We start from the raw sequence: 24,581 nt of genomic DNA on the forward strand, positions 1-24,581 counted from the left end.
CCCCGAGACGCGGGCGCCGCATTCAGCCGGCGATTCACCACGCTCGTCGGCCAACCGCCGATGAGTCACCTACCGTGATCGGCGTCGGCCGGGCCCTGTGACCCGGCCGAATACTCGTCGAGCGGCACCAGATCACGCGACCACGCCGACTGGATCGGGCTCACGACCCGCCAGGCCTGTTCCGCCTCGTCGCCGCGGATGGACAGGGCCGGATCGCCGTTGAACACGTCGAGCAGGAGCCTGCCGTAGGCCGGTAGCTCCGGAGGCTGGACCTGTGCGGTCAGGGTGAGCGGGACCAGAGTGCCGACGGTGGATCCGACCGATGTCAGTTCGAGAGACAGGCTTTCGGGGTCGAGCCCGAATCGCAGCACGTTGGGTTCCGCCGTCCCCTCGTGGCCGAAAGGCATATGGGGCACCGGGCGGAAGTGGACGGCGACCTCCTTGCGATCTGCCCCGAGCGCCTTGCCGCTGCGGAGCACGAAGGTCGTTCCCGACCACCGCCAGCTGTCCAGCGCGAGCTCGATTTCGGCGAACGTCTCGGTCCGGCGGTGCGGGTCCACGCCCTGCTCGTCGACGTAGGAAGGCACTTCGCGGTCACCGATCCGGCCTGCGAGATAACGCCCGCGGCGGGTGCGGCCGGGTAGGTCGGCATCGGTCAGGGGGCGCACCGATCGCAGCACGTCCACCTTGCGGTCGCGAAGGTCTCGCTCGGACAGCGTGATCGGGGGTTCCATGGCGATGAGACACAGCAGTTGCAACAGGTGGTTCTGCACCATGTCCTCGAGAGCGCCGACGTGGTCGTAGTATCCGGCTCTGCCCTCGAGGGTGAGGGTTTCGTCCCACACGATCTCCACTTTCGAGATGTGCGCACTGTTCCAGATGGATTCGAGCACGCGATTGGCCAGCCGGCTGCCCAGCAGGTTCTGCACCGTCGTCATGGCGAGGAAATGGTCCACCCTGAAGACCGCCCGCTCGGGCACGAGGTCGGCGAGTAGCCGATTCAAATTCTCGGCGCTGTCCAGATCTTCGCCGAACGGTTTCTCGAGCACGATCCGGCTGCCCGTCGGCAGGCCCACCTCGTGCAGTGTCGTGACCGCCGCCGGGAACACCGCCGGAGGCAGGGCCAGGTAGACGGCGATCGGGCCATCGCCGCGGATCGCCGCTGCCACATCGTCCGGATTTCGGATGTCGGCTCGCTGGTATCGCGTGGCGGCCGCGACCGCCTTACGCGCCACGGACGGCAGGTCCGCGGCATGACGATCCAGCTGAGCCACCACCCACTCGCGGAACTCCTCCTGGCTGCGACCCGTCCGGTCGGCGCACACCACCTCGAAGCGGGCGTCCAAATGGCCGGCGCCGAACAGCGCGGCCAGGCCCGGCAACAGGTAGCGACCGGCCAGATCGCCGGTGCCGCCGAAGACGATCAGACGCGTGATCATGCTGCAGCCGCCTTTGCTCGCGCGAGATTCACGCCGCTGGAGATGATGCCGATATGACTGAAGGCCTGCGGGAAGTTACCCATGAACGCGCCGGTCGACGGGTCGATCTGCTCCGCGAGCAGGCCCACCGTGCTCGCTCGTGCGCACAGCGAGGCGTAGAGCCGCTCGGCTTCCTCGACACGCCCCTGAGCGGTGAGGTTGTCGACCAGCCAGAAACTGCACAGCACGAATGCGCCCTCGTCGCCGGGCAATCCGTCCGGGGATTCATCGTGCAGATAGCGATACAGCAGTCCGTCACCCGCGCCGAGCCGACTCGCCACCGCTGCCGTCGTCGCCACCATGCGCGGATGATCGGCGGGAACGACGTGCCGCAGCGGGAGCGCCAGCAGACTGGCGTCGAGTTCTCCACCACCGTCGAGGTGAGCGCTCAGCGTCCGAGCCCGCTCGTCCCACGAGTTCTTCAGGATCGCGTCGCGGATCTCGCGAGCGGTTGTACGCCACTGCGTGACCGGGCAGGGCAGGCCGAGTCGTTCACCGATGGCCGCCGCGCGGTGCAGAGCGACGTGACACAGCGCGGCGGAGTAGGTGAACACCCGGCCCTGGCTTCGCACCTCCCAGATCCCCTGGTCCGGCTCCTGCCACGAGTGGCCGGCCGCCTCGGCCAGGTCGGCCAGGTTCGACCACAGCACGGGCTGCAGGTCGCCGCCGGCGCGCAACCAGTGATCGGCGCAGTCGAGTATCTCGCCGTAGACGTCGTGCTGGCGTTGGTCGGCGGCGCCGTTGCCCCATCGCACCGGACCGGATCGGCGGTAACCCGCCAGACCGGTGTCCTCCATCTCGTCGGGGACCGGATCACCGTCGATGTCGTACATGATGCGTGGCAGGCCGCTGCGCTCGAACGCGTCGAGCACCCACCCCAGAAAGGCGTCGGCCTCGTTCTGGAATCCGATGCGCCGCAAGGCGAAAACGGCATACGACGCGTCGCGGATCCACACGTAGCGGTAGTCCCAGTTGCGGACGCCGCCGATCGGCGCGGGCAGCGAGGAGGTGGGTGCGGCGACGACGGACCCGCTGACCCAGTGATCGCACAGTTTGAGGGTGATCGCGGCGCGCCGGACCAGCGCCTGCTCGGGACCGTCGTAGGCGCACCGCGCCATCCACGACCGCCACGCGTCGGCCGTGTGGCGCACCATCGATGCGGCGTCGAAGCGATGGTGGCGCTGGAAACGTCCCCAGGACAGCACCAGTTCCAGCCGCTCACCGTGGGCCATGTCGAAAGTGGTACGCAAGCCGCGCAGCGGCGGGTCGGCGCGCAGATGCAGCCGCAGGTTCGGTTGTGCCGCGGTCCGGATCTCCAGCCCGCTGAGCACCGGGCGTACCTGAGCACCGCCGTGCGGATCGATCTCGACCCGCACCTGGACGTGCCCGCTGACGACGGTCGCGAACCGAACGAGTTCGGCCCGATCGGCGGGCGCGTCGTCGCCGAGGTCGGAGCCGGGGCGCAGGACCATCGCGTCGGTTATCCGGAGAATGCCTGTGGCACTGCGTAATTCGGTCTCCAGCACGCCGGTGTCCGGCTGATAACGCTGACGGCCCTCCAACGGTTCGGTGGGCGCCACGGTGAAACTGCCGCCGCGGGCATGATCGAGCAAACCACAGAACAGCGGTTGCGCGTCGAAACGTGGTAGGCACAGCCAAGGGATCGAACCGTCCCTCCCGACGAGCGCGGCGGTAGCGCCGTCTCCGATCAGACCGTAGTCCTCCAGCGGCAGATACCCGTCGTGCCGGCGGATGGGGCGAAACGGCGGATCGGGATCATGCATGCCGTCCTCTTCCACGAGTGGGACGCCCGGCGCTGGGCGACTCAGGAGAATTTGATCAGTACCTTCACCACATCGTCGATCTTCTTGTCCGCTACCTCGAACGCCTGTTCCATGTCGTCGAAATCGAATTCGTGTGTCGTCATGAGCGACGGGTCGACGCGCTGCGAGGCCAATACGCGGAGCAGGCGTTCCATACGGAGTCTGCCGCCCGGGCACAGCCCGCTGTTGATCGTCTTGTCGGCCATGCCGACTCCCCATGCCGCTCGCGGAATGCGAACGAACTCACCGTTGCCGAAGTATCCGACATTGGAAATCGTGCCGCCGGGCTTGGTGATCTCGACCGCGGTCTGGAATGTCGCGTCCGCGCCGAGCGCTTCGACCGCGGTGTCCACGCCCTGGCCATCGGTCAGCTCGAGCACGCGCTCGACGACGTCCTCCCGCGTGAAATCGACGATCTCGTCGGCGCCGTAGCCGCGGGCCAATTCCTGGCGGTTGGCGACCGACTCCACCCCGATGACCAACCCCGCCCCGCGCAGCCGCGCCCCCGCGGTGACCATCAGCCCGACCGGCCCCTGCGCCAGCACGGCCACGGTTCCGCCGATCGGGATATTGCCTTTCTCCGCTCCCATGAATCCCGTCGAGAGCATATCCGCGCAGTACACGGCCTGCTCGTCCGGAATATTGCCGGGGATTTTCGCCAGATTGGCGTCGGCGTCGTTGACATGGAAATACTCGGCGAAGACGCCGTCTTTGGAATTGGCGAATTTGAAGCCGCCGAGCGGCCCGCCGGTCTGCGACGGGAATCCGTTCTGCGCCGCCACATCGCCCCAGTCGGGAGTGATGGCGCCGGTCAGGACGCGGTCACCGGGGCGAACATGCGCTACTTCGCTTCCGACCGCGTGCACGATGCCCACCGCCTCGTGCCCCAGCGTCAGGTCGGTCCGCGGTCCGATACCGCCTTTGACGGTGTGAGTGTCGGACGTGCAGATCAGCGCCGCGGTCGTCTGTACCACGGCATCGTTGGGACCGGGTACCGGAACGGGTTTCTCCGCGAAACCCACCGATCCGATTTCCTTCATGACGAATGTCTTCACAGCCCCGCCCTCCTCGTCCAGTAGGTGTGACGTGCATCGACGGCGACAGCAACAGTCAGGCTATCAGTCGGCATTCGGCATGGAAATGAGTCCGACCTGATGTTTCGATACTCGAGATCTTCCCAACCTGGAGAAGGGATCGAAGTCTCTCGGCGCGGTCTCGGTGAGACTGGTGCAGACGAACGGAAGATCATGTGAGTGAGTCACTGTGGATCGACACTGGCGAGGTGCGCGCTTCAGCGCGGGAATTGGATCAGGTCGCCGACGAGACGGCACAGATGGTGGCGGAATTGAAGGCCGCGCTGGCCCAGGAGGGCGACTGCTGGGGTAACGACGAACCCGGTAAGACGTTCGCGAAAACCTATGTCCCGGGCGAGAAACAGGGCATGGATGGTTTGGACAACCTGGTGGCCGCCGTGCGCGCGATGGGCGCCGACCTCCGCGACCTCACCGATGCGTTCGAGAATCAGGACATGAGCGGCGCAACGCGGATTCGCAACGCCGATCCGGCGAACACCGACACCTCGACTACGAATCCGACGGCGTCGGCTTCGCCGACCTCCTCGCCCGCCTCCGGCTACCCGGACCGCGCCCAACCCACCCAGCAATCCACCGGATCGTCGGGCACACCGACCGCCGCGGCGCACGACACGGGTTCCGGGCCGTCCGACAGCACAGCAAGCCCTGCCAGCACCTCGAACCAGCAACCGGCCACGCGGCAGCAACCCGCCGCACAACAACAGCCCGGCTCGTCCGATTCGGGCTCTCCCAGCAACGGCTCCGGCTCGGCCGACGACAGCTCGAACGCAGACCAGCAGCAGCCCACGGCGCCCGCATCGAGCACCTCCGCCCCCTCGGCAGCCCGTGGCGCCGATGCCCGCACCAGCACGACTCCGGCCGTTCCGAACGCGGCGGCCCGCACCGTCTCCTCCCGCCCGGCAGCCGATACGCCGTGGGCTCGAAACTCGTCGGGACCGAGCACACCGGAGACTGCGAACTCTCCTGAAAGCCGCACGCCCCCAAGGGTTTCCCCACCACGCAAAGCCGACCGCCCACCGAGCCCCGCCAAGCCGGGCAAAGAAGAACGCCGCGCCACACCGGCGCGCAGGGAGCCTGCGGCGGTGCGGCCGCGGCCGCGGACCGATGACGAGGCCATGCGTATCCTGCGTGAGCTGGCGGCCCGGCACGGCCTCGAGATCGCCGGATTCGAGGCGGCAAGCGTCGCGGAACAGACCGCGCAGGACATCGCCGACGCCGTCGACGCGGTACTCGCGAAGTATTCGATCATCTTCCGCGGCATCGCGATCGCCGCGAACGGGCCGCTGTCGCGCGTCGAGAATCGTTGTGAGACAGCCACATCGGGCTCCCATCCGGATTCGTCGCAGGCTCCGGAGCCGTGGATCGTCTTCACCCGGATGGCCGTGGAGGACCCGGGTCTGCTCATCGGACGCGACCGTGTGGCAACCCGGTTCACGGACAAGACACCGCGGCGTCCGATGTACGCGACGATGCTGCTCGAACTCGGCCACGTGCTCGACCTCACCGGTGGCCTGCGCGCCCAGCGCGAAGCGCAGCGCGCGTTGATCACCGAATACCTGCGCATCAGTGGCGCTCAGGACAACAACCTGGGCCGCATCGTCAGCGGCTACAAGCGCTGGCGGGCCCAACTGGACGACTACAGCTTCGACAACGACACGCTCTCGCCCGGTCGAGCTCTGGCCGCCGGGTTCGCCGCGGTCGAAATGCACGGCAGCAAGGCCCGCGGCCCGGCCAAGGTGTTGCATCGCTTGCTGGTGGTGATGGCGCGAGCCACGTTGCCGGACAAGCGGTAGCGACATCGGGGGCGCGGGCCGCACCCTTCCCGTCAGTGGTGAGCCGGAAAGATTGTCACCTATGGACCGGTGGAAGCGAGAAGGCCTGCTCTCGGCCAACAATGGCTTGCGTAACCAGGTCGAGCACCTCCTGGACGCCTACGAGCAGAAGCAGGGCCGACTGACCGAGGCGTACAGGCAGCTGGAAGCTATTCGGGCGCAGGCCGGTTCGCCCGACCGGTCGGTGGAGGTCACCGTGGACTCGGCCGGCGTATTGGCCGACCTGACGCTGACCACCGCCGCGATGCGGAAGACGCCCGACGAGCTCGCCCGCATCATCGTCGAAGCGGTCCAGGCGGCTGCCGGGCACGTCCACGAACAGCATCAGGCCCTCATCGCCCCTGTCGCCGCCGAGCTCGATGACATGCCCGAGCTCGCCGACATCATGCCGGAGGCATCCGGCCTGCACGGCATGCGCGCCTACCTCCGGGGCGAGCAGAACCCACGGGGTTGACGGGTCTGGATTCGATATGACTTTGCGGTTGCCGCCGTGGCTGCCCGCGCCCGTGGTAGCCATCGCGGCTGGTCATTTTCCCGAGGCCCGGGAAGACGGGATGCGTCGCGACGCCGACCGGTTGTCGGATGCCGCCGAATGGTGCCGAGAACGAGCGGAGTACTTCGAGCACAAGGCCGACACCCGGCACCAGATCATCCGCGGCGCGGCAGGCGACAAGGTCGAGGAAAAGTATCGCGACCTGGCCGGGAAGTTCCGTGCGCAGGCCGATCACAACGACATCCAGGCCGAGCACCTGTACGAGGGCGCCAACAGCTTCGAGCTGCAGAAGTGGACGGTCATCGGGTTCCTGGTGATCCTGGCGTGGACGCTGGCTCACGCCGTGATCATGTTCGCCGCCGGCGGCGCGATCGAGGCCTATCTCGCCGAGATGGAAACCAGAACAGCGCTGCAGATCGCCTCGCGCAGACTGCTGGAATACCTTGCCGGGCAAGGCGCGAAGGCGGCAGCCGAACGCGGCACCCTGGTCCTGGCCGGTAAAGCGGCGGCCATCGGAGCGCTCCAGGGTGGCGGCATCAACCTGGCGGTGCAGGCCAAACAGGTCGCCTACGATCACCGCAAGTCGGTGGACTGGAAGACCGTGGGTATCACGGCGGCCGCAGGCGGCGTCGGCGGCGGCTTCGGCGCTGCGGCGGGCAAGGTGATCGGCGACCGCTGGATCATCCCGAGCGCGCTCGCCCGCGCCGAACAGGCCACCGGCGCCGCCGGACGAGTGTTCTTCCAAGTCGGTGGCACGGTGATAGTCGGGACAGTGGGCGGGTTCGTCGGCGGGATCGCCGGTGCCGCAGTGTCGATCGCGGCCTCAGGTGAGAAATTCACCGTCAAGGGCTTCACCGAAGGACTCCTCCCCGCCGTCGCCGGCGGATTCCTCGGTGCTGCCGCCCACGGCCTCGCCGGCATCCGCGCCGCCGCACCGGCACCGGGGGCACCGGTCGACGCGGCACGCGCACGGCAGGCGCTCAGGGACGCACTGGACGCGCACGGCATCGTCCCCGCCGGCGACACACCGAGGTCTCGCCAACAACAACTCAACGACCTGCTCTCCGCACTGCTCCAGGAGCCCGAGCACAACTCGACCGATTGGCAGCCCGATCTGGGCTTTGCACTGCCCGACAACGTCAATCCCGTGAAGACGGTCTCGTTTCCATCGGACACCAGTCCCGCGCCGAAGGCGGCAAGCGACCAGAAAGCCAGCGCCGCACTGGTACCGGACAACGACCGACCCCCGGCCCGGACGGGTGCCCAACCCACCCAGCCTGGTGACGACACCGGCAACCTGTCGGCCGGACAAACCCCGCGGCCGGCCGGGAAACTGCACGCTCGTCTGCTCCAGCGGATCGCCGCGCACGAGTCACCCGAGTTCGTCGCCAAGCCGCACAAAGCCACCGACCAGGTGTCCGCGGATCTCAATGCGTTGCCCGGCGGCGACTCCATGGCCGCACCACCCCACATCACCAAGACGGACAAACCCACCGGCCCGGCAGCAGAGCCGAACACGCTGTCCGGCAAGGATTTCAGCGGCGCACCACCGCGCCCCGACACCGAACCCGAATCCGCGGCGACCGGCGCCGACGACTCCGGCTCGGCAAACGCATCAGCCGACCTCGAACCTGCCAAGTTACTATCCCGCCCCACCGACGATGCCCCGCAATCGCCCGTATCGGATGAAAGCGAAGCCACGGTGCAGGATTCGGCGCAAACCGGTGATGACAGCACCCCGCGGCAACCGGACTCGAGGATGTCGGCAGCGGACGACCCCGATGCGCCACCGGCAGCCAATGGCGACGATGCGGCGCCCGCCACCGCGCAGACGAAGGCATCCGCGGCCGAGCCATCGACCAAGTTGCCGACCGCAGAGGAAACTCCTTCGGAGACAGCGCAACCCAAGACATCAGCGGAGGCGAAGCCGCCGAAGACAGCGGAGCCGATCGGCACAACGCGGGCGGCACCGGAGAAGACGGTCTCGGCCTCGGAGACCAGTCCCCCACCGAAACCGCCGACCACGAAACCGGAGCCGGACAGTACCTCCGCCGCCGAACCGGTCGCCGCGAAGCCGGATGCGGAGTCCGCCTCGAAACCAACCGACCAGGCACCCGAGAGCGCCGAAAAAACCTCGAAGCCAAAATCTTCCGAGGAGGCCCAGGAGCCCGGCGAGTCCGCGGAACAGAACGGCGCACCGAAGACCGATGGTGAGTCCACCGACGATTCCGGCACGCCGCCGGACGCCACGCCGGAACCCGAACCCGCTCCCGCGCAGGATGAATCGGATACGACCACCACCACGCCCGAACCGGACGCGCCCGCGGATACGGCCGATCTCGCGATGCAATACAAGGCCGAGACCGACGCCATCCTCCACGATTACGAGGCGATGGACTGGAGCACGGTGTCACCGGAGGGTGTGGACTGGATGCTCCACCACGGCACCGAACGTGAGGCGATGATGGCGGTGATCGAGATAATCCGCCGCGGCGATCCCAAGGGCAGGCTGCTGCGGTGGACACAGGTGATGGCCATACTGGTAGCCCGCGACGGCGGTGTGGGCAACATGCAGGCCGGTGAGGGTAAGACCCTGGTGTTCCTTGGCGCGGCGGCATTGAAGGCCGCCCGCGGCGGACCGGTGAAGGTGATCACCACCCGTGACGTCCTCGCCAACGAAGCCTTCGACGAGTACCGGATGATCCTGGGCAAGTTCGGATTCGACATCGTGCGCATGAACCCCGACCACCCCTATGCCGAACCCGTCGACGGGAAACCGACCATATACATCGGCACCATGAACGACGCCGGCTTCGGCGAACTCCGTGGCAACGTCGCACCCGCCCGGATAAACGGCGTCGACGAGATCGATGAGGCGCTCGTCCACGCCGACACCACCTTCATCCTCTCCGAAGGCTCCGGAAACCCCGCCAGCGCCGAGGTCCAAGCGCAGGTCACCGACGCCCACGCCTTCCTTCATGACGCCCTGAAGGCCGGACTGATCACGGAATTCGATTTCGGTCGCGATCCCGGCCAGATCGGTGGCGGCACCGCACTGACCGACACCGGCCGCGCCAAGATCGAAGACATCCTCGGCCGGCCGCTCACGACCGAGGAAACCCACCGGCTGACCATGGCCGCCACCGCCGGATGGGAATACATCGAAGACGACCACTACGTGGTGTGGCACCACCCCGAACTCGGCCCGGAATTCCTCACCGACTCCGACGGAAATATCGTGACCAACGATGCCGGTGACCCGGTACGCAATCCGGCCTCGCACAAGATCTACATCATCGACCAAACTTCCCACAAGGTGATGTTCGACGCCGAAACCTCCACCGAAAGCCGCTGGAACGGCGGCTTGGCGCAAGCTGTCGAAGCCAAACACGGTATCCAGATCCGGGATGATCCCGCCAGCTCCGCCTCGGTTACCGCAGGGAAACTGTTCTCCTCCGAAAAAAGCGATGAGCTGTTCGGTTTCTCCGGCACCGCCGACGGCGTCGCCGAAGAATTGGCGGAAAACCACGGTGTCAAGCGCGTGGTCGATATTCCGCGCTTCAAAGAATCGCAATTGAAACGCATCGATGACCACCACGCTATCGGCCAGGAGGGAGTAATTTCCCATCAGGATGCGAAACTCCTGGCCATGGCCCACGTCATCGCCGAAGGCCAACCCGAGGGCAATCCGATACTTGCCATCTGCAACCGCAACAGCGAACCCGCCAAACTCTCGAAACTCCTCGGCGACCTCGGGGTGGAGCACGTTGTCGTGGACGCGAAATTCTTTCTCCGCCACGGCGTCCACGCCGAAGCCGAACTACAGAAGATCATCGCCGAAGCCGGAAAAGAGGGCAAAGTCCTCGTCATCAACCGGCAAGGCGGACGCGGCGTCGACATCCCCGTCGACCCGGGGATCAAAGGCGGCCTGCGCGTCCTCATCTCCGGCCGCTCCGCCGAATCTCGCGCCGTGGACATCCAGGCCGAAAATCGCACTGCCCGCAGCGGCGGTGAAGGCAGCGTCCAATACTTCACCGCACCCGATGACGCCCTCTACGCGCATACCCCCCAGGCCCAGATTGCCATCATCCGTAGCGTCCAGCATGAAAACGCGGTCAACGAACACCGAGCGGCACTCGCCGAACATGCCGCGGCACCGACCAAAGAAACCCAATCGAAACTGCACAGGGCCACCAATAAACTCGCGGCCTCCCAGAAGAATCTCGACGAGGCCATCGATAACATCCGGTCGGTCACCCACAAGCTGCAGCCCCTCGGCGTGCGCAAGCCCAGCACCCACGACCCCGCCACCGCTCACCTCCCCAATTCACCGCCGACGACAGACCCCACCGCCGACGCGCACACCCCTGGGCAACCCGGGCACCCACCCCCGGTCCACCCCGAAGGCGAAGCGCCGACCGGCAATCCGGGCGTCGCCGCGCATGAGGCAACACCGGACAACACGAAACCCGGACAGCCACAACAGCTTCCGGCATCGACAGGTTCGGCGCCAGGGATATCCGCGAGTGGCTCTGCCGCGCCCGTGCAGATGTCGTCGAGCACCGCCCCCGACGCTGCGGCCGGACAGCCCGTCCACGCTTCCGGCGCACAGACGGCCAGTGTGAGCGCTGCGCTGCCGCAAGCCCAACAGGGCCACCCGGGCGCTGTCCGGACACTGGTGAATACCTATTGGCCCACCACTCTCCAGCAAGTGACCACCACGCTGGGCTGTAACCTCACCAGCGGCACACCCGCACAGCCGGTTCAGCAGTTGGCACACGCACTCGCCTTCGCCGGACTTCGCAGCGCGGAACTCGACCGATGGTCTGTGCCCGCTGACACGGACCTCGCCGACTGGCTGCACCAGAAGACCGACGATGCGCTGCTCGACGGCTTGGGCCGGCTGAACGATGCCGAGCGCCACCTCGTCCAGGCCGCGCTCCACGCTCAGCCGCGTGATCTCACTCCGGATCAGATCGACGTGCTGCAGCGGCTCACACAGGTGGTGCACGCGCAGCATCGCGCCGACGACACGATCGACGGAGCGCCCGAGCCGACGGGCCCGCTCACGAGCGCACCACAGCCGACCTCACCGGGCACCGCCGGGCCGAGCGTTTCCCTCGCACCGGCCGATTCCCGCGAACCACTCGCGCCCGCTGCCGGGCCGGTCGCCGCCGCGCCATCCACGCCGAACCGGGCGACCGATGCTCGGTTTCCATTCGATCTCATTGTGGCACAGGGGCATTCGACCACGGCACCGAAGATGGATCCGGGCGTCGCACTGGATCTGAAGGCACTGCAACGTGGAGTCGTGGCCGCCTACATGGCCCTCGAGGGGGTCTCGGAATCCGATCCCGTCGTCGCGGCCCTCGCCCTGGCCCCCCTCGCCCTGTTCGGGCGGCTGGTCGATCGGCTCCACCCGAGCCAGCGAGAGGCCCTGCGGCAACGATTCCGCCAAGGACTGTCGGAAGAACAGACGGCCTATGTGCACAACGCGCGCGTCACCACCGGAATGCGTTGGCACGCTACGGGAGTGCGAGCCCTCGCCGCCGGCGCGCTGCGCCGCATCGCCCGATCGATCGCCGCGGAACACGGGATTCCCGCAACGCCCGCCGAGCTCACCGCCGAGGAACTCGCCGTCCTCGAACTGACGGCACAGGGTTTGTCCAGGGCGGTGATCGCGCAGCGCCTGGGCCTGCCGCGGCAGACCGTGACAGTCACCGCCAGGCAAACCGCGGAAAAACTGAACGTACCCAACCGGGCCGCATCGGTGGCCGAGGCGACACGCCGTGGAGACCTCGACATCACCTCCTTCCCCGCGATGAAACATCAAGCGACAGCAGGCTTTTCCGGAAACCACACCAACGTGCTGACCCTCACCGCCAAAGGCCTGACCCGGCAGTCCGTCGCGGAAATTCTGTCCATGCCGGCCGCGGAACTGCAGAACCACCTCGACGACATCGCCGGCAGGCTCGGCAACCCCGCACCCGCATGCCTGGTGGCGGCCGGGATTCGGGAGGGTCTGGTCGACGTCAACGGTCCCGGGTGGTCGAACCGGGACGGAACCGCCACAGCCGAATCCCCTTCGGGCCCAGGGTCTGTCGTCACCGCCGTCCATCCTGGTGGCAGGCCGACGCCCCCGGGTCTCGTCGCGCTGGACGAGTGGCCGATCGACACCTCGACGCTGTCCCGGGCACAGGCGGGCGACAAGGCTGCCTCGCAGTCGCTGGATCGCCGGTACAGTCGCGCCGATGTCCGGCGTGTGCTGGCGCTGCTGGGCTGGGACCCGGCGCGCGGCGAGCCGCCCACGCAGATCGCACGGCTGGCACACGCGATCCACTTCGGTGTCCTGACTTTCGCCCGAAACAACCGTTGGCCCGTCCCCGCGGGGCAGGACATCGGCGACTGGATGTTCGCCGTAGCTCAGGACACACTGCTCGACAATCTAGACCACCTGGGCACTGCCGACCGCCAACTCGTCTCGGCCGCGATCGGCGCATCGCACCGCGGCGAGGACCTCGACGACGACCAGGTCGCCGCGATCGAGCGCCTGGCGACGGTGGCACATCTACGGTCCCGGGGTGAGGACTCCACCGGGCCGACCGCCCGGACCGACGTCGTCGCAGCGCCTTCTCCGCCCCCGGCGCAACCGGCCGATCCGGCCCCGGCAGAACCGATTGCCAACTCGAAAGCACCCGTTGCGGGACTGGACGAGGCGTTCGATGAGCCCGGCGTCGCCAAACCGGTCGGCCAGTTCGACCCCGCCCTCGTAACGGCGATCAACCCCGACAACCCCATCGGCTCGCACACCGCCGTCGGAGGCAAGCCGTCCGCCCAACCCGGGCCGATCAACACGGCGACGTCCGTCGCGGAGCAACTGTTCGTGGACTGGTGCCGGACACGACTGGCAGACCGATCCGGACAGCCGCGCCAAAGCCTTGCCGAGTATGCAGCCATGCACAGTCTGGTGCCGTCGCAGGTAGCCAGGTGGCTGGCTCGAGCCGAACTGGATGCGGATGCGCTCCACGCTACCGGGGCTGGTCGTTTCCCCGCGCCGAGTGGGGGAAATGCGACGACCTGGTTGTCGGCGATACGCAGGTTCCTGTGCGTCGACCCGGAACATATGGACGAGTTGCTGGGTATGCGACGCGGCGGGTGGAGTGCCGCCGAGCGGGGTACCGAAGACCTGAGCACAGAGCAGATACGGGCCTTGCTACGGAGGGTCCCGGGCGCCCGTGATACATACCCGGATGCGGCACATCACTACCCCGCTCTGCTGACCGCGGACGGGGCTGCCGCATATCCGGAAGGATATTCTCATATTGGGGAATATATCCAGTCACTCCGCGAATCTGCCAATCTTTCTCGTACTGCGCTCGCCGAGAGCATCGGCAACTCCAGTAGCATTGTAAGACTATGGGAGAACGGGAAAGCTGCCCCTCCGGCTGAAACAATTGAACGCTTGACCGGAGTGCTCCCATTTCCATCCGAGGTAACATACGGAGAGCTAGCCGAAAATTATTCGCACCTGCAAAAAGATTCGGTAGCATTCCCAAGCGTTCGCGTCGCCGAGTCGTTCGGCGAGTATTTGAAGCACTTTCGCTTGCTGAACAATCTGAAACGGGCGGACGCAGCACGCATTTTCGGCTTGTCCAAGCAGACCATACAGGCACACGAAGAAGGCACTAGGGAGACCAGTGACGAACTGGTAATGTTGCAGGCGTATGACCGCGCGCTGCATCGTTCCGGCCCGTGGAACGATATCGCCGAAGCCTGGGGGTTCGGCTATCGAATGGATGAGGCCGGAGAGAAAATTCCGGACCCCGCTGACTGTAAAACGCCCTCCGATTGGGTGAGAGCGGTGCGACTGTATTACCGAATGTCTCAGTCGGAGTTCGGCGCACGGATGAGGAGATCCCGAGCACGGATAGCCGAGATGGAAACATCCGGTTCGCCGGGTATTGATTTCACTCGCGACCTACGCGCTGTATTGGGAATTCCGGATAAAATATCGGCAGCGGCGTTGCGCAAATTCTATCTCAGGCCTTCCGAGCAGAAAAACTTCTTGGAATGGTTCCGAAACCGGCTGAATGACGAGTCGGGCCTGCCGCGCCTGAGTCTCACGGGTTACGTCGAAATGCACCGGCTGGAGATGAGCCAGGTTCGCCGATGGCTGATGGAATCCGAATTGGATATCGGCCATTACCAAAACGAGCCGGCACAACCGCTTCCGGAACCAGGAGCTGACGGGGTAGAAGCATGGTTGTCGGAAATGCGTCGGTTCCTGGGAATCTCACCGGAACGAATGGATGAGTTACTGGACGCGCGGCCCGGGACATGGCAGGCAGCCGAGCGGGGTGAAGGCAAGCTGGCAGTTCGTCACCTGCGGGCGCTGCTGCGTCTGGTGCCGGGAGCCCGCGATCTTTACTCGAACATCGCGCAGTCCTACCCAGAATTGCACACGCGAGATGCATCACCCGGGAATCCCGAAGGCTACACTTTCATCGGCGACTATCTTCGCTCGCTGCGCGCCCGGCAGAAACTGACCAGACAGCAGTTGTCCAATATTTCCGGAATGCCTCTCAATGTTATCAGAAACATAGAGACGGGCCGGGCGCAGCCACCCCCAGAGATTGTCGATACGTACCTGCGGAGCTTCTCCCCTCGCATTGCAGCCACTTACGACGAGGTCGCCGCGTGCTTTCCGTACCTGCCGCGGGAACCGTTGGTTTTTCCGGATCCCCGTGCCTCCGAATCGTTCGGCGAGTACCTTCGCCACCTGCGCCGGATAAACAATCTGACACGTGCGAATGCGGCGCGAATCCTAGGATTGCATCCGCTGACGCTGCGGCTGCATGAAGACGGAGAAACGGACGAGATCGACGAACTCCACATTCTGGAGATGATCCGCCGCTTCTCACAGCGAGGGATATCCTGGAACGACCTGGCCGAAGCATGGGGATTCAAGTACCGCGTGTATCCGGACGGAGAGATCAACTTCGATCCGGAGCTCTTCGGTTCGCTGCACGACTGGCTCAAGGCAGTACGTCTGAATAAAAGGGTTAGCCCGGAAAAGCTCGGCGAACTCACGGGAAGGCATAGCTCATCGATTCGAAGGATTGAACGTGGCCTTCACCGGCGTGGCCGAGCGGGAGTTCCTGATTCCATCCACGACAATCCCACCAAGCCCACCATCACCTACCTACGCACACTCCGGGATGCTCTCGGATTCCCTAACGAAATCCTTGTCAGGGCGCTGCGGCGCTTCTATTCCGGCTCGGGTGCGACATCAATCGATATGGATGAGGAAGGTCTGTTCTGGGATCTTATCGCAACCCGGCCAGGATCCGACGAAGAGCGGACGATTCGGAACCAGATTTACGAAAAGCACGCATGGATCCCGGGTGCGGTAGCTCCGCGCTGGGCGACTTCAGATGACCTGCGCCATGACCTCATGCAACAGGCCGCCGAGGCGATACTCGCGGCCATGCTGAATTTCGTTCCGCCAGGTAATTTCACCCGCGCGGCGTGGGTAGCGGCTCGTTACGCGATGCTCACGGCATATTTTGAGCGCAGGTTCCCCGATGTGGACGGGCCGACCCGGAAGCTGCTCATCAAGGTCAATGCATACATCAACCGACGTTTCGGTGAGACCGGGACAATGCCCGATGACGCCGAGACCGCTCGAGCGCTCGGCCACGAGCGGGCCGAGATCATGCAGGCACGCAGGCTGATCGAACAGCGAACCGTCCACCTGGACACACCGCTCGACCCGTCGAGCGCTAAATCCGGCTCACTGCAGAGCCTGGCTGCGGACCCGTCCGCTTCGTCCGCCTTTGCGGACGCGGAATTCACAGCAACCATGCAGCAGGCTCTATCAGCCATGCCCGACCCAGACCTCGCCGAGAGCGTCGTGCTTCTGCACTTCATCGAAGAACTCTCACTCGGTGAAGTCAGTACACGTCTGCGAATCCCGCTGCATTCCGCTGAACAAATAATCGCGGATGCCACCGAAATACTTCGCGCCGCGTACGGTTCACAGGATTCCGCTGGGCCACGAACAGACGCAGACGCCGCGGAGGCCACCGCCGGGGTTCCGGCCACAGACGTCATCGAGCTCGACGAATACCAGGAGCCGCCGTCAAGTCGCGACGACCAGCACGTTCACCCGCCCCAGCATCACCCGTGGCGACCTGCCACCGAACATCCCATTGTTGCCAGCAAATCGAACTCGGCCGCAACGCCTTTCACCACAGCCGAGACACCCTCCGATGGCATCGGACCGGTCGAAAGCCGTCCACAAGCGAATAGTGGGATTCCGAGCTTCGGCCGCAGCTCACGAGGCCCGGGCCCGCTGACCGACGGCGCTGCGCCCCGTACAACACGCAGCACCGCAGCCGACGACACCGCAGCGCACTCCGTCACCACACAACGAACGCCAGCATCCACGAGCCAGCCGCAACCGATCAATCACTGTGTCCCCCATGCCATCACCCACCTCATCAACCAGCAGGGCCCAGTCGCCGAACACTTCCACCTCGACGACATCTGGACAAAGGGCGTCTCCTGGAAAGAACTCAAAGACGCCAACACCTTCCACGGCGCCCAACCCGAACAATTCCACCCCGACAACCAACACTCCACACCTCACGCCGCCCTCATCCAAGCCATGATCGCCCAAGCCGGCGCTTCCGATGACACCACCATCACCGCACTCGTCTTCGAAGACCGCGGCACCACCACCACCGACGAATACGGCATCGGCGGACACGCCTATACCCTCACCTACCACCACACCAACGACAACAACCGACCACAATTCGACATCAACGGCCGCACCGTCACCTACCTCGGCGTCATCAACGGCCGAGAAACATTCCGCACCACATCCGGCGAACACAAAACCCTCCCCCAACTCGCCGGGGGCACCCACGAAGAAACGAAAGCCCTCTGGGCAATAACCTACCGCCGCACACCCGAGATGCGGCACGACAACACCCCGGGGCAACTCCTGCGCGGCCTCGGCGACCCCACCACACCACCACCCGAAACACTCCGCTTCGGCACCGAACCCCGGGCCGTAGACGAGAGCCGGCGCCCTGGCGATGGCCCATCGGCCCATGCCCCCCCGCACTCACAGCAGGATGCGCCGACAGAAGCTTCTGTGCACTCGACAGAAGAGGCACAGTTTCTGGAATGGTGCCGGGCACGTCTGGCGGACGACTCCGGGCATGCGCGACAGACCCTCGCCGACTATGCCGCCATGCACCATCTCGATAGCACCCAGATAAACAGATGGCTCGCCCACGCCGGACTCGAGGTAACCGCCCTCGCAACCGTGCCGACAGCACCGTTCCCGTCGCCGGACGGGGTCGACACGGTGACCTGGCTGACGACCATACGCAACTACCTGGGAGTGACGCCGCAACGCATGGACGAACTGGTCGACGCACCGGACGGCACGTGGCACGCAGCCGAACGGGGTGAGACGGAGCTACGGGTAGGACATGTACGGACCTTGTTACGCCGCGTCCCCGGCGCTCGCGACACGTATCACACCGCAGCACAGCACTACCCGGCGCTACTCGCCGAGACCGGTGTGCCGAAATATCCGGAAGGATATGCACACATAGGCCAGTACGCTCAATTCTTGCGCGAGTCTCGGGGTTTGAGCAGATCGCAGCTGACCAAACAGCTCGGAAAGGGCAAGAACACGATATCCCGGTGGGACTCCGGGACTGCCCGACCCGCAAAAGATGACGTGATAGCACTCCTGGACACGGTTGCAGCCGACGAGGAAGTCAGTTATGACGAATTGTCCGAGAATTTCACTTATCTACCTAGAGATTCTGTCATATTTCCAAGCGTAGCTGCCACAGAATCTTTCGGCGAATATCTGAGATACCTTCGCCGAATCAACCACACTTCACTCGCGGATACCGGGAGCCTGTTCGGAATTCCCAGCGAGACAGTCAGGCGCCAAGAAGCAGGAATCGGTGCACCCAGCGAACTGGACATGCTTCAGACATACGATCGCGGCCTGTATCGAGCAGATTCATGGAATGAGATAGCAGCATCGTGGGGGTACAGCTACTGGATGAATCCACATGTCGAAACGTATCCTCACCCTGATGACTATCAATCTCTGCATAATTGGGTGAGATCCCTTCGATTGTATCGAAGGATGCCCCAATCGGAGGTTGCAACGCTTGTTGGCACATCCGAGGCATGGATCGGATTAGTCGAGAACAAATCCAGGGATCCCAATATCGAGTTTCTGCGGAAGCTGCGAGACGCGTTGAACATACCGAACGATTTGCTTGTCGTGGCGCTGCGGCAGTTCGTCAGCCGCACAGACGTGACATCGGGAGATCCGGCCGAGGAGCGCTTGTTCTGGGAGTTGATCGCAACCGCACCCGGGTCGGCGGCCGAAAAGCGAATCCGCAACCGCATCTTCGAGAAGTACGCGTGGGTCCCGGTCGCCATGGCATCGCGATGGTCTCGATCTAGCAGACATTTTGACGAGATAGTTCAGCAGGCGAGGATGGCTGTCTTGCTCGCCACGCGAAACTTCGTACCTCCGGGCGAATTCACCCCGGCAGCCATGGCAGCTGCCCGATATGCCATGCTCAGGGCCTACTACGAGGACCGTTATCCCAATGTAGACACGAAAACCCGGAACCTGCTGATCAAAATCGACGGGCATATCACAAGACGTTTGAGAGAAACAGGTTCGGCGCCTACCGATGCCGAGATATGCGAGACACTCGACCTCGACCCGAAGGACGTCGCGGCCACGCGCGCAGTTCTCGGCAGGCAGGTTTCCGAGATCTCTTCCCTCGAGGAAGACGATGGAGATAACAGGCCACGCCAGTTCGTCGACCAATCCGCCTCACCATTCACAGACATCGAATTCGAAGAGCGCCTGGTACAAGCGCTGGCGGACCTCCCCGACCCGGACCTGGCCAAGCGGATTGTGACGCTGACGCTGGTAGCGGGATATTCTCCGGAAGAAGCAGCCGCGCAAGTGCGGATGACGACCGTTGAAGTTCTGGAACTGATCACGGAGGCCAGCGAAAGGCTTCGGGCGGAATTCCGCCCGACCACCGCAGAGGCGGAACAGTCGACGCCCGGCGTCGGTACCGACCAGCGGCTGCAGGATCGGCCGACCGGTGGTATCAACCAGGACGGGACAAGCCCGTGGGCGTTCATCGAGGATGGGCTTCGCCCGACATACGATGTCCTACAGGCGGATTCCGGCAGCCAACCCGACCCCAGCAGGATTACCGAGAGCAACACCAGAGCACTGACCGGACGCGGCAGCGTGTTCTATGGCCCGGATGGTTTGCCGCACACCACAACCACTACTGCGAGCGAAACCTTCGTGGTGGGCGCGGCGCCGGGAGACTATCGCAGCGCCAACTCCGACGAGGTCGAACATATCGACCTGCTCGGCACGTTCGACAACCCGGAGGAGGGGCCCAGCGGCTCGGGCGTCTGGCGGTTCGACCGGCACGGGCGGATCGAGTGGATCGGGGTCGGCGGCGGGACGATCGGCGAAGCGGTCGCACATCCGAAGTTCGAGGCACAGGTTCGCCATCAACTGATGCTGGCCGGTGTCGACCCGTCCACCGTCCACTTCGGCGATCTGTGGCGCAGCGCGATGTGGACATCCGATGGCCAGATCGATTCCGTCGCAAGCTATATCGATCGCGGCGGCGCAGGGCTCGAACGGCAGATACCCGGCGCCGGGAACTATTTCTGGGTCGAATTCGCCGGCGTGCGGGCCGAACCCGATCGGCTCTCGATCACGATTACGCTCAACCCGGTTCGCTCTCATCCGGGTCGGGTCACGCTGGTGCTCGAGCGCCGCAACGGGGCCATTACGGCCCGCTACACCGATTTCATAGCTGGCGAGGATCCGGTGCGGGTCACCGCGGCGCTGGCGGACTTTCATGCGACGGCGATCGCCCGATGGTTCGCTGAATCCGATGTCGCCCTGCTTGATTCGGGTCTCCTCGCGCAAGGCTGGGCGTTGCGCTTCCGGGTGACGCGGGTGACCACGCCCACCGCACCGAATACGTGGGCGCGCACCTATCCCTCCCAGAGACAGGACGGACAAGACCGATCGCCGATCGCGAGTTCGGCTGTGCAGCTGACGGGCCATCGGTCCTCGCAATGGCTGCAAAACCGTTCTGCGGAACTGCTCGCCCAAGCGGGCTACCTGGTCGCGCACAGCACCAAGACCGCGAGCCCCACCGTCAGGCCCGCCTACCAGATCGAGGACCGGGATTTCGGGCATCTCGCCCCGGACAGCGATAGCGCCGCCGATATCGCCCACCGTCTCATCGAATCCGCCAACGCGAGTTATGGGATGTTGAGCCGCTGGGTAGTAAATCTCAACGGCAGCCGAGTCGCGCCGGCCGATCTGGCGACCGCCTTGTACCAGGCCGAACGCAGCGAACTTGTCGAGGTCATCGCCATCGACTCCGAGGATAACCCCGTAGCGCTGTTCGCCCGGCCGGAGCGGTATCCCTCCGCACTCAACGACTGCCTGGCCACCTCGACCGGCGGTGTCATCGCTGACCAGGGCGACGTCGTCGACACCTTCCAGCACAACCCGGCGAATCCGCGCGGCGTGCGATGGAAGGATGCCAAATCACTGTTCCGCGGTGCGGAGCTGGAGGGATACGGCATCGCAGAACAGCCCGCGCACGCGGAACTCCTGCAACGCCTCATCAGCACCGATGCCGAGGGAGGCAACCGCACCGGCGAAGGCACCACAGCATGGGTTCTGGATCAGCGCACCTACCAGGACCGCTACGGCGTCGGCGCACACTCCTACAAAGTCACCTACAAGGGCGTGGATGCCCACGGCCAGCACATCTTCGACGTCGACGGCCGACGGGTCATCTACGGCGGTACCGACGAACAGGGTCACGAGCGGCTCATCACCAGCGACGGTCGCACCGTCACACTGGCCGATCTCACCGGAGGCACCACCGACACCACCGCGAAAACCTGGGCAATCGTCTGGCGCGCAGGGCAAGTCGTCACCGGAGTGGGCGAGCCGGTGGGCGACGACGGCCGGGCCGAATCACCGGCCCCGGACCTGCGCATCGGGCAGCGCGACCGCGACAACACAGACGAATCGCGAGGCCCGCCGGCGAACGGGGAGTCCGCCGCCCCGCTGATGGCCGAATTTCCGGAGGGTACACCGCTCGCGGTGATGCCGGCGGACGTGAGCGAGCTCATCAGCCAGGTGACGGCCGGTCAGGATCCGCCGGCCGTGGAGCTTTCACCCCCCGAGCTCGAGCTGCTCAATCTGGCGGTGCACGGCCTCACATTCGACCACATCGCGGCCAGGATGGGGGTCAGCCGACACGTTATGCGGACCCACCTGGCTCGCGCTGGGAAGAAGCTCGGTACCAAGGGACTGCTCTCGACAGTGGTGGCGGCCCTGAACCAGGGTCTGCTCGACATCGGTGCACTCGATCTCACCCAACCGCTGTCGAATTCCGCCGCTCACGGCGTCTTGTCACCCCGCGAGTACGAGGTCCTCGAACAGGCGGCGCAAGGACTCTCGAACAAAGCCATCGGGAAGCGGCTGGGCATCGCACAGGACACCGTCGACGAATACCTGCAGGAAGCGGGCCGCAAACTCGGTGCGCGCGGCCGTGTTCAGATAGTTGTCCAGGCGATGCTCCAGCGAGTGCTCGGCCGGGCAGGCTATGTCGAGCTGACGGAAGGCGAAGTATATGTCGTCCGCCTCCTCGCTGACGGCCTGCCGGAGACCTCCCTCGGAGCCGTACTGGGCATGCCGCCGGATCAGGTCAATCATCTACTCGCCCAGCTGAATTCCAGGATCACGGCCGCGGACGGCGTTCGCATGACAACGACAGCGCACGCGCCGACAGGGCGAATCCAGCTGTCTCCCACACAAGTCGGAACACTCCACCTGCTGGTGGAAGGCCTGCCCGACCCGGCCCCCGGCGGCACACCGGCCCTGCTACCGAATACCTTGCAGGAGTTCCGCACTCACCTCGCGAACCGGCCCACCAAGAGACTGAGCGGCAGGGAACGGGAAGTACTCGGCCTGATCGCCTCGGGCCAGTCGCCCAACGGCATCGCCGAGCGGCTGGGCGTGCCGCCGAGTTCGGTGCGCGACTACATCGCCCACGCGGGAGTCAAACTCCACACCGACGGTCTGATCCCCACGGTGCTCGCAGCGGTGCGCGCGGGGGAACTGGCCGATGGTGCCGACACCGTGAACCAGGTCCGGCTGTCACCGCTGGAACGACGTGTCCTGCGAATGGTGGCCGACGGCCACACCAACCAGGCGATCGGAACCGTGGTCGGGCAGCGATGGGCGAAACCCCTCCTGGCACGGCTGTACGCGAAATTCGGTGTCGACAGCAAGATGGGTCTGGCACTGGCGGCTCAACGTCGCGACCTTCTCACCGAGAAGAGGTTGCTGGAGTGCATCGGCCAGGTCTCCGAAGCGGCGGCCGCACTCGGCCTCGAGAACGCCGCCGAACCCCAACCGGGACAGAACAACCCGCGCTATCTCCAAGCCGCCCTCACTCCCGGCTCCGCCATCACCGAGCAGGCCATCACCACCCAACTCGTCCCAACTCATCTCGGCCCCAACGCCAAGGACCCCCTCGCCCACGTCATCGCCGACGTCAGAAATATGAAAGATGGCGCCGACACCGCCGTCATCCTCCTCGACGACGGCACCAACATGCACGCCTACCTCGTCACCAACGCAGACGGCCGCAAGGGCGGCAACGTCGTCATCTTCGACACCAACATCACCGACCCCGCCGACCCGCACCCGAACCCCAACGACCCCGGCCGCGTCCCGCGCGTCCGCACCCACACCACATGGACGCAGTCCTACCCGCGCGACAAAATCACAGCGGCCTATGTCGCCCTCCTCAAATCCGACGACGGCGACCTCTCCGCCCTCTACCCGCCCACTGCTGATCACGCGCCCCCACGCGACGGCGCGATCCGAGGACGTCCGGGTGATCAGCCTCGGCACTCCGGCTCCGACGATGCGCCGACCCCTGAATCCACCGGGCCCATCGCACCTTCGGCGCCCGCGGCCGGCAACAGCCAACCCGCACTGCCGGCTATCACCGAGGTCGATCCCGGCAAGCCGGCCACCGATCCCGCACAACCGGCCACAACGGATACACCGTGGACTGCCGCGGCGGCGACCGCCGATCCCGCGCCGAGCACACCTGCACCGTCGAACGACCCGCGACTCGGGACCTCGCCGTGGCACCCCTCCCCCGCCCCACGGCAAAACCCTCCGACGGGTCCGAGGAACCAGGATTCGCGGGGGCGGACCGGTATTCCGGAGCCTTGGAAGGCCAGGAAACCCGCCGCCGAAATACCCGCGCCGACCGAACGCACCACCCGCGGATCGAACGCCGTCCCCGTCGAAGGCACACCCGAGGACGACGATCCGCGGCTGGATGGCGTCGGAGGGTCGGCCGAGGCCCAAGCCGCGCTGGCGCGCAATGCCACCCGGCTCGAGCGGTACGAGTCGGTCGGTGAGGTCGTCCGCATGTTGCGGACGAGCGCCCAGCCCGGCCGAGGGGCCGTCGTGGTGGACCCGAGCGGTCGAACGCGACAGCTCGTCTGGGACGGACGCGACGTCATCGTCGTGCCGGATGCGGATTCCGGGGGCCGGCAATCCGGTTTCGACAAACGGGGCGGTGCCGCGTTCCCCGGCGACGGCACACGCCCGGCACTCGGGCCCGACAGCACTGCGCCGCAACCGAATTCACCCATCGGACCAGCTCCCGCCGACGGCGACCGCCCGGGCGCGCACCCCGGCGCACGCGATG

At 65.5% G+C, this 24,581-nt stretch carries 8 protein-coding genes; 3 read left to right on the top strand and 5 right to left on the bottom strand.

Annotated features, from left to right (window positions below):
• Positions 1-65 precede the first annotated feature (65 nt).
• From NM2_RS37180 to NM2_RS37190, 3 genes are read right to left on the bottom strand one after another with little or no spacing between them, the layout of a single operon-like run.
• On the bottom strand, positions 66-1,439 hold the full coding sequence (locus NM2_RS37180; RefSeq protein ID WP_067679346.1) for a glucose-6-phosphate dehydrogenase: 1,374 nt from the start codon (positions 1,437-1,439) through the stop codon (positions 66-68).
• A complete protein-coding gene (locus NM2_RS37185) occupies positions 1,436-3,262 on the bottom strand; it encodes a glycoside hydrolase family 15 protein (protein WP_067679384.1) in 1,827 nt (608 codons plus the stop codon). Before NM2_RS37185 ends, NM2_RS37180 begins: the two co-directional genes overlap by 4 nt.
• 41 nt (positions 3,263-3,303) lie before the next feature.
• Positions 3,304-4,356 (bottom strand): NAD(P)-dependent alcohol dehydrogenase, encoded by a 1,053-nt coding sequence (locus tag NM2_RS37190; RefSeq protein ID WP_067679349.1) that lies wholly within the window; start codon positions 4,354-4,356, stop codon positions 3,304-3,306.
• Positions 4,357-4,550: 194 nt separating this feature from the next.
• Between NM2_RS37190 and NM2_RS37195 the strand changes: the two genes are divergently transcribed.
• Both NM2_RS37195 and NM2_RS37200 read left to right on the top strand, forming a co-directional pair.
• Positions 4,551-6,188 (top strand): hypothetical protein, encoded by a 1,638-nt coding sequence (locus NM2_RS37195; RefSeq protein ID WP_067679352.1) that lies wholly within the window; start codon positions 4,551-4,553, stop codon positions 6,186-6,188.
• 61 nt (positions 6,189-6,249) lie between these two features.
• Positions 6,250-6,681, top strand: coding sequence for a YbaB/EbfC family nucleoid-associated protein (locus NM2_RS37200; RefSeq protein ID WP_067679355.1), 432 nt, complete (start codon positions 6,250-6,252; stop codon positions 6,679-6,681).
• Here NM2_RS37200 and NM2_RS50430 read toward each other — a convergent pair.
• Positions 6,611-7,297, bottom strand: coding sequence for a hypothetical protein (locus NM2_RS50430; RefSeq protein WP_169816310.1), 687 nt, complete (start codon positions 7,295-7,297; stop codon positions 6,611-6,613). The genes NM2_RS37200 and NM2_RS50430 overlap by 71 nt on opposite strands.
• Complete coding sequence (locus NM2_RS50435) at positions 7,294-8,970, bottom strand: hypothetical protein (RefSeq protein ID WP_169816311.1); 1,677 nt, start codon at positions 8,968-8,970, stop codon at positions 7,294-7,296. Before NM2_RS50435 ends, NM2_RS50430 begins: the two co-directional genes overlap by 4 nt.
• Positions 8,971-9,064: 94 nt before the next feature.
• On the opposite strand from NM2_RS50435, the gene NM2_RS37205 reads away from it, so the two are divergent.
• A partial coding sequence (locus NM2_RS37205) for a LuxR C-terminal-related transcriptional regulator (protein WP_169816312.1) occupies positions 9,065-24,581 on the top strand: 15,517 nt, incomplete at its 3' end.

Source organism: Nocardia miyunensis NBRC 108239, from assembly GCF_001613065.1.
GTDB classification, from domain to species: domain Bacteria; phylum Actinomycetota; class Actinomycetes; order Mycobacteriales; family Mycobacteriaceae; genus Nocardia; species Nocardia miyunensis.

Coding starts and splice junctions, on each gene's coding strand:
- NM2_RS37180 (WP_067679346.1), bottom strand. CDS start 1,439: ATGATCACGCGTCTGATCGTCTTCGGCGGCACCGGCGATCTGGCCGGT.
- NM2_RS37185 (WP_067679384.1), bottom strand. CDS start 3,262: ATGCATGATCCCGATCCGCCGTTTCGCCCCATCCGCCGGCACGACGGG.
- NM2_RS37200 (WP_067679355.1), top strand. CDS start 6,250: ATGGACCGGTGGAAGCGAGAAGGCCTGCTCTCGGCCAACAATGGCTTG.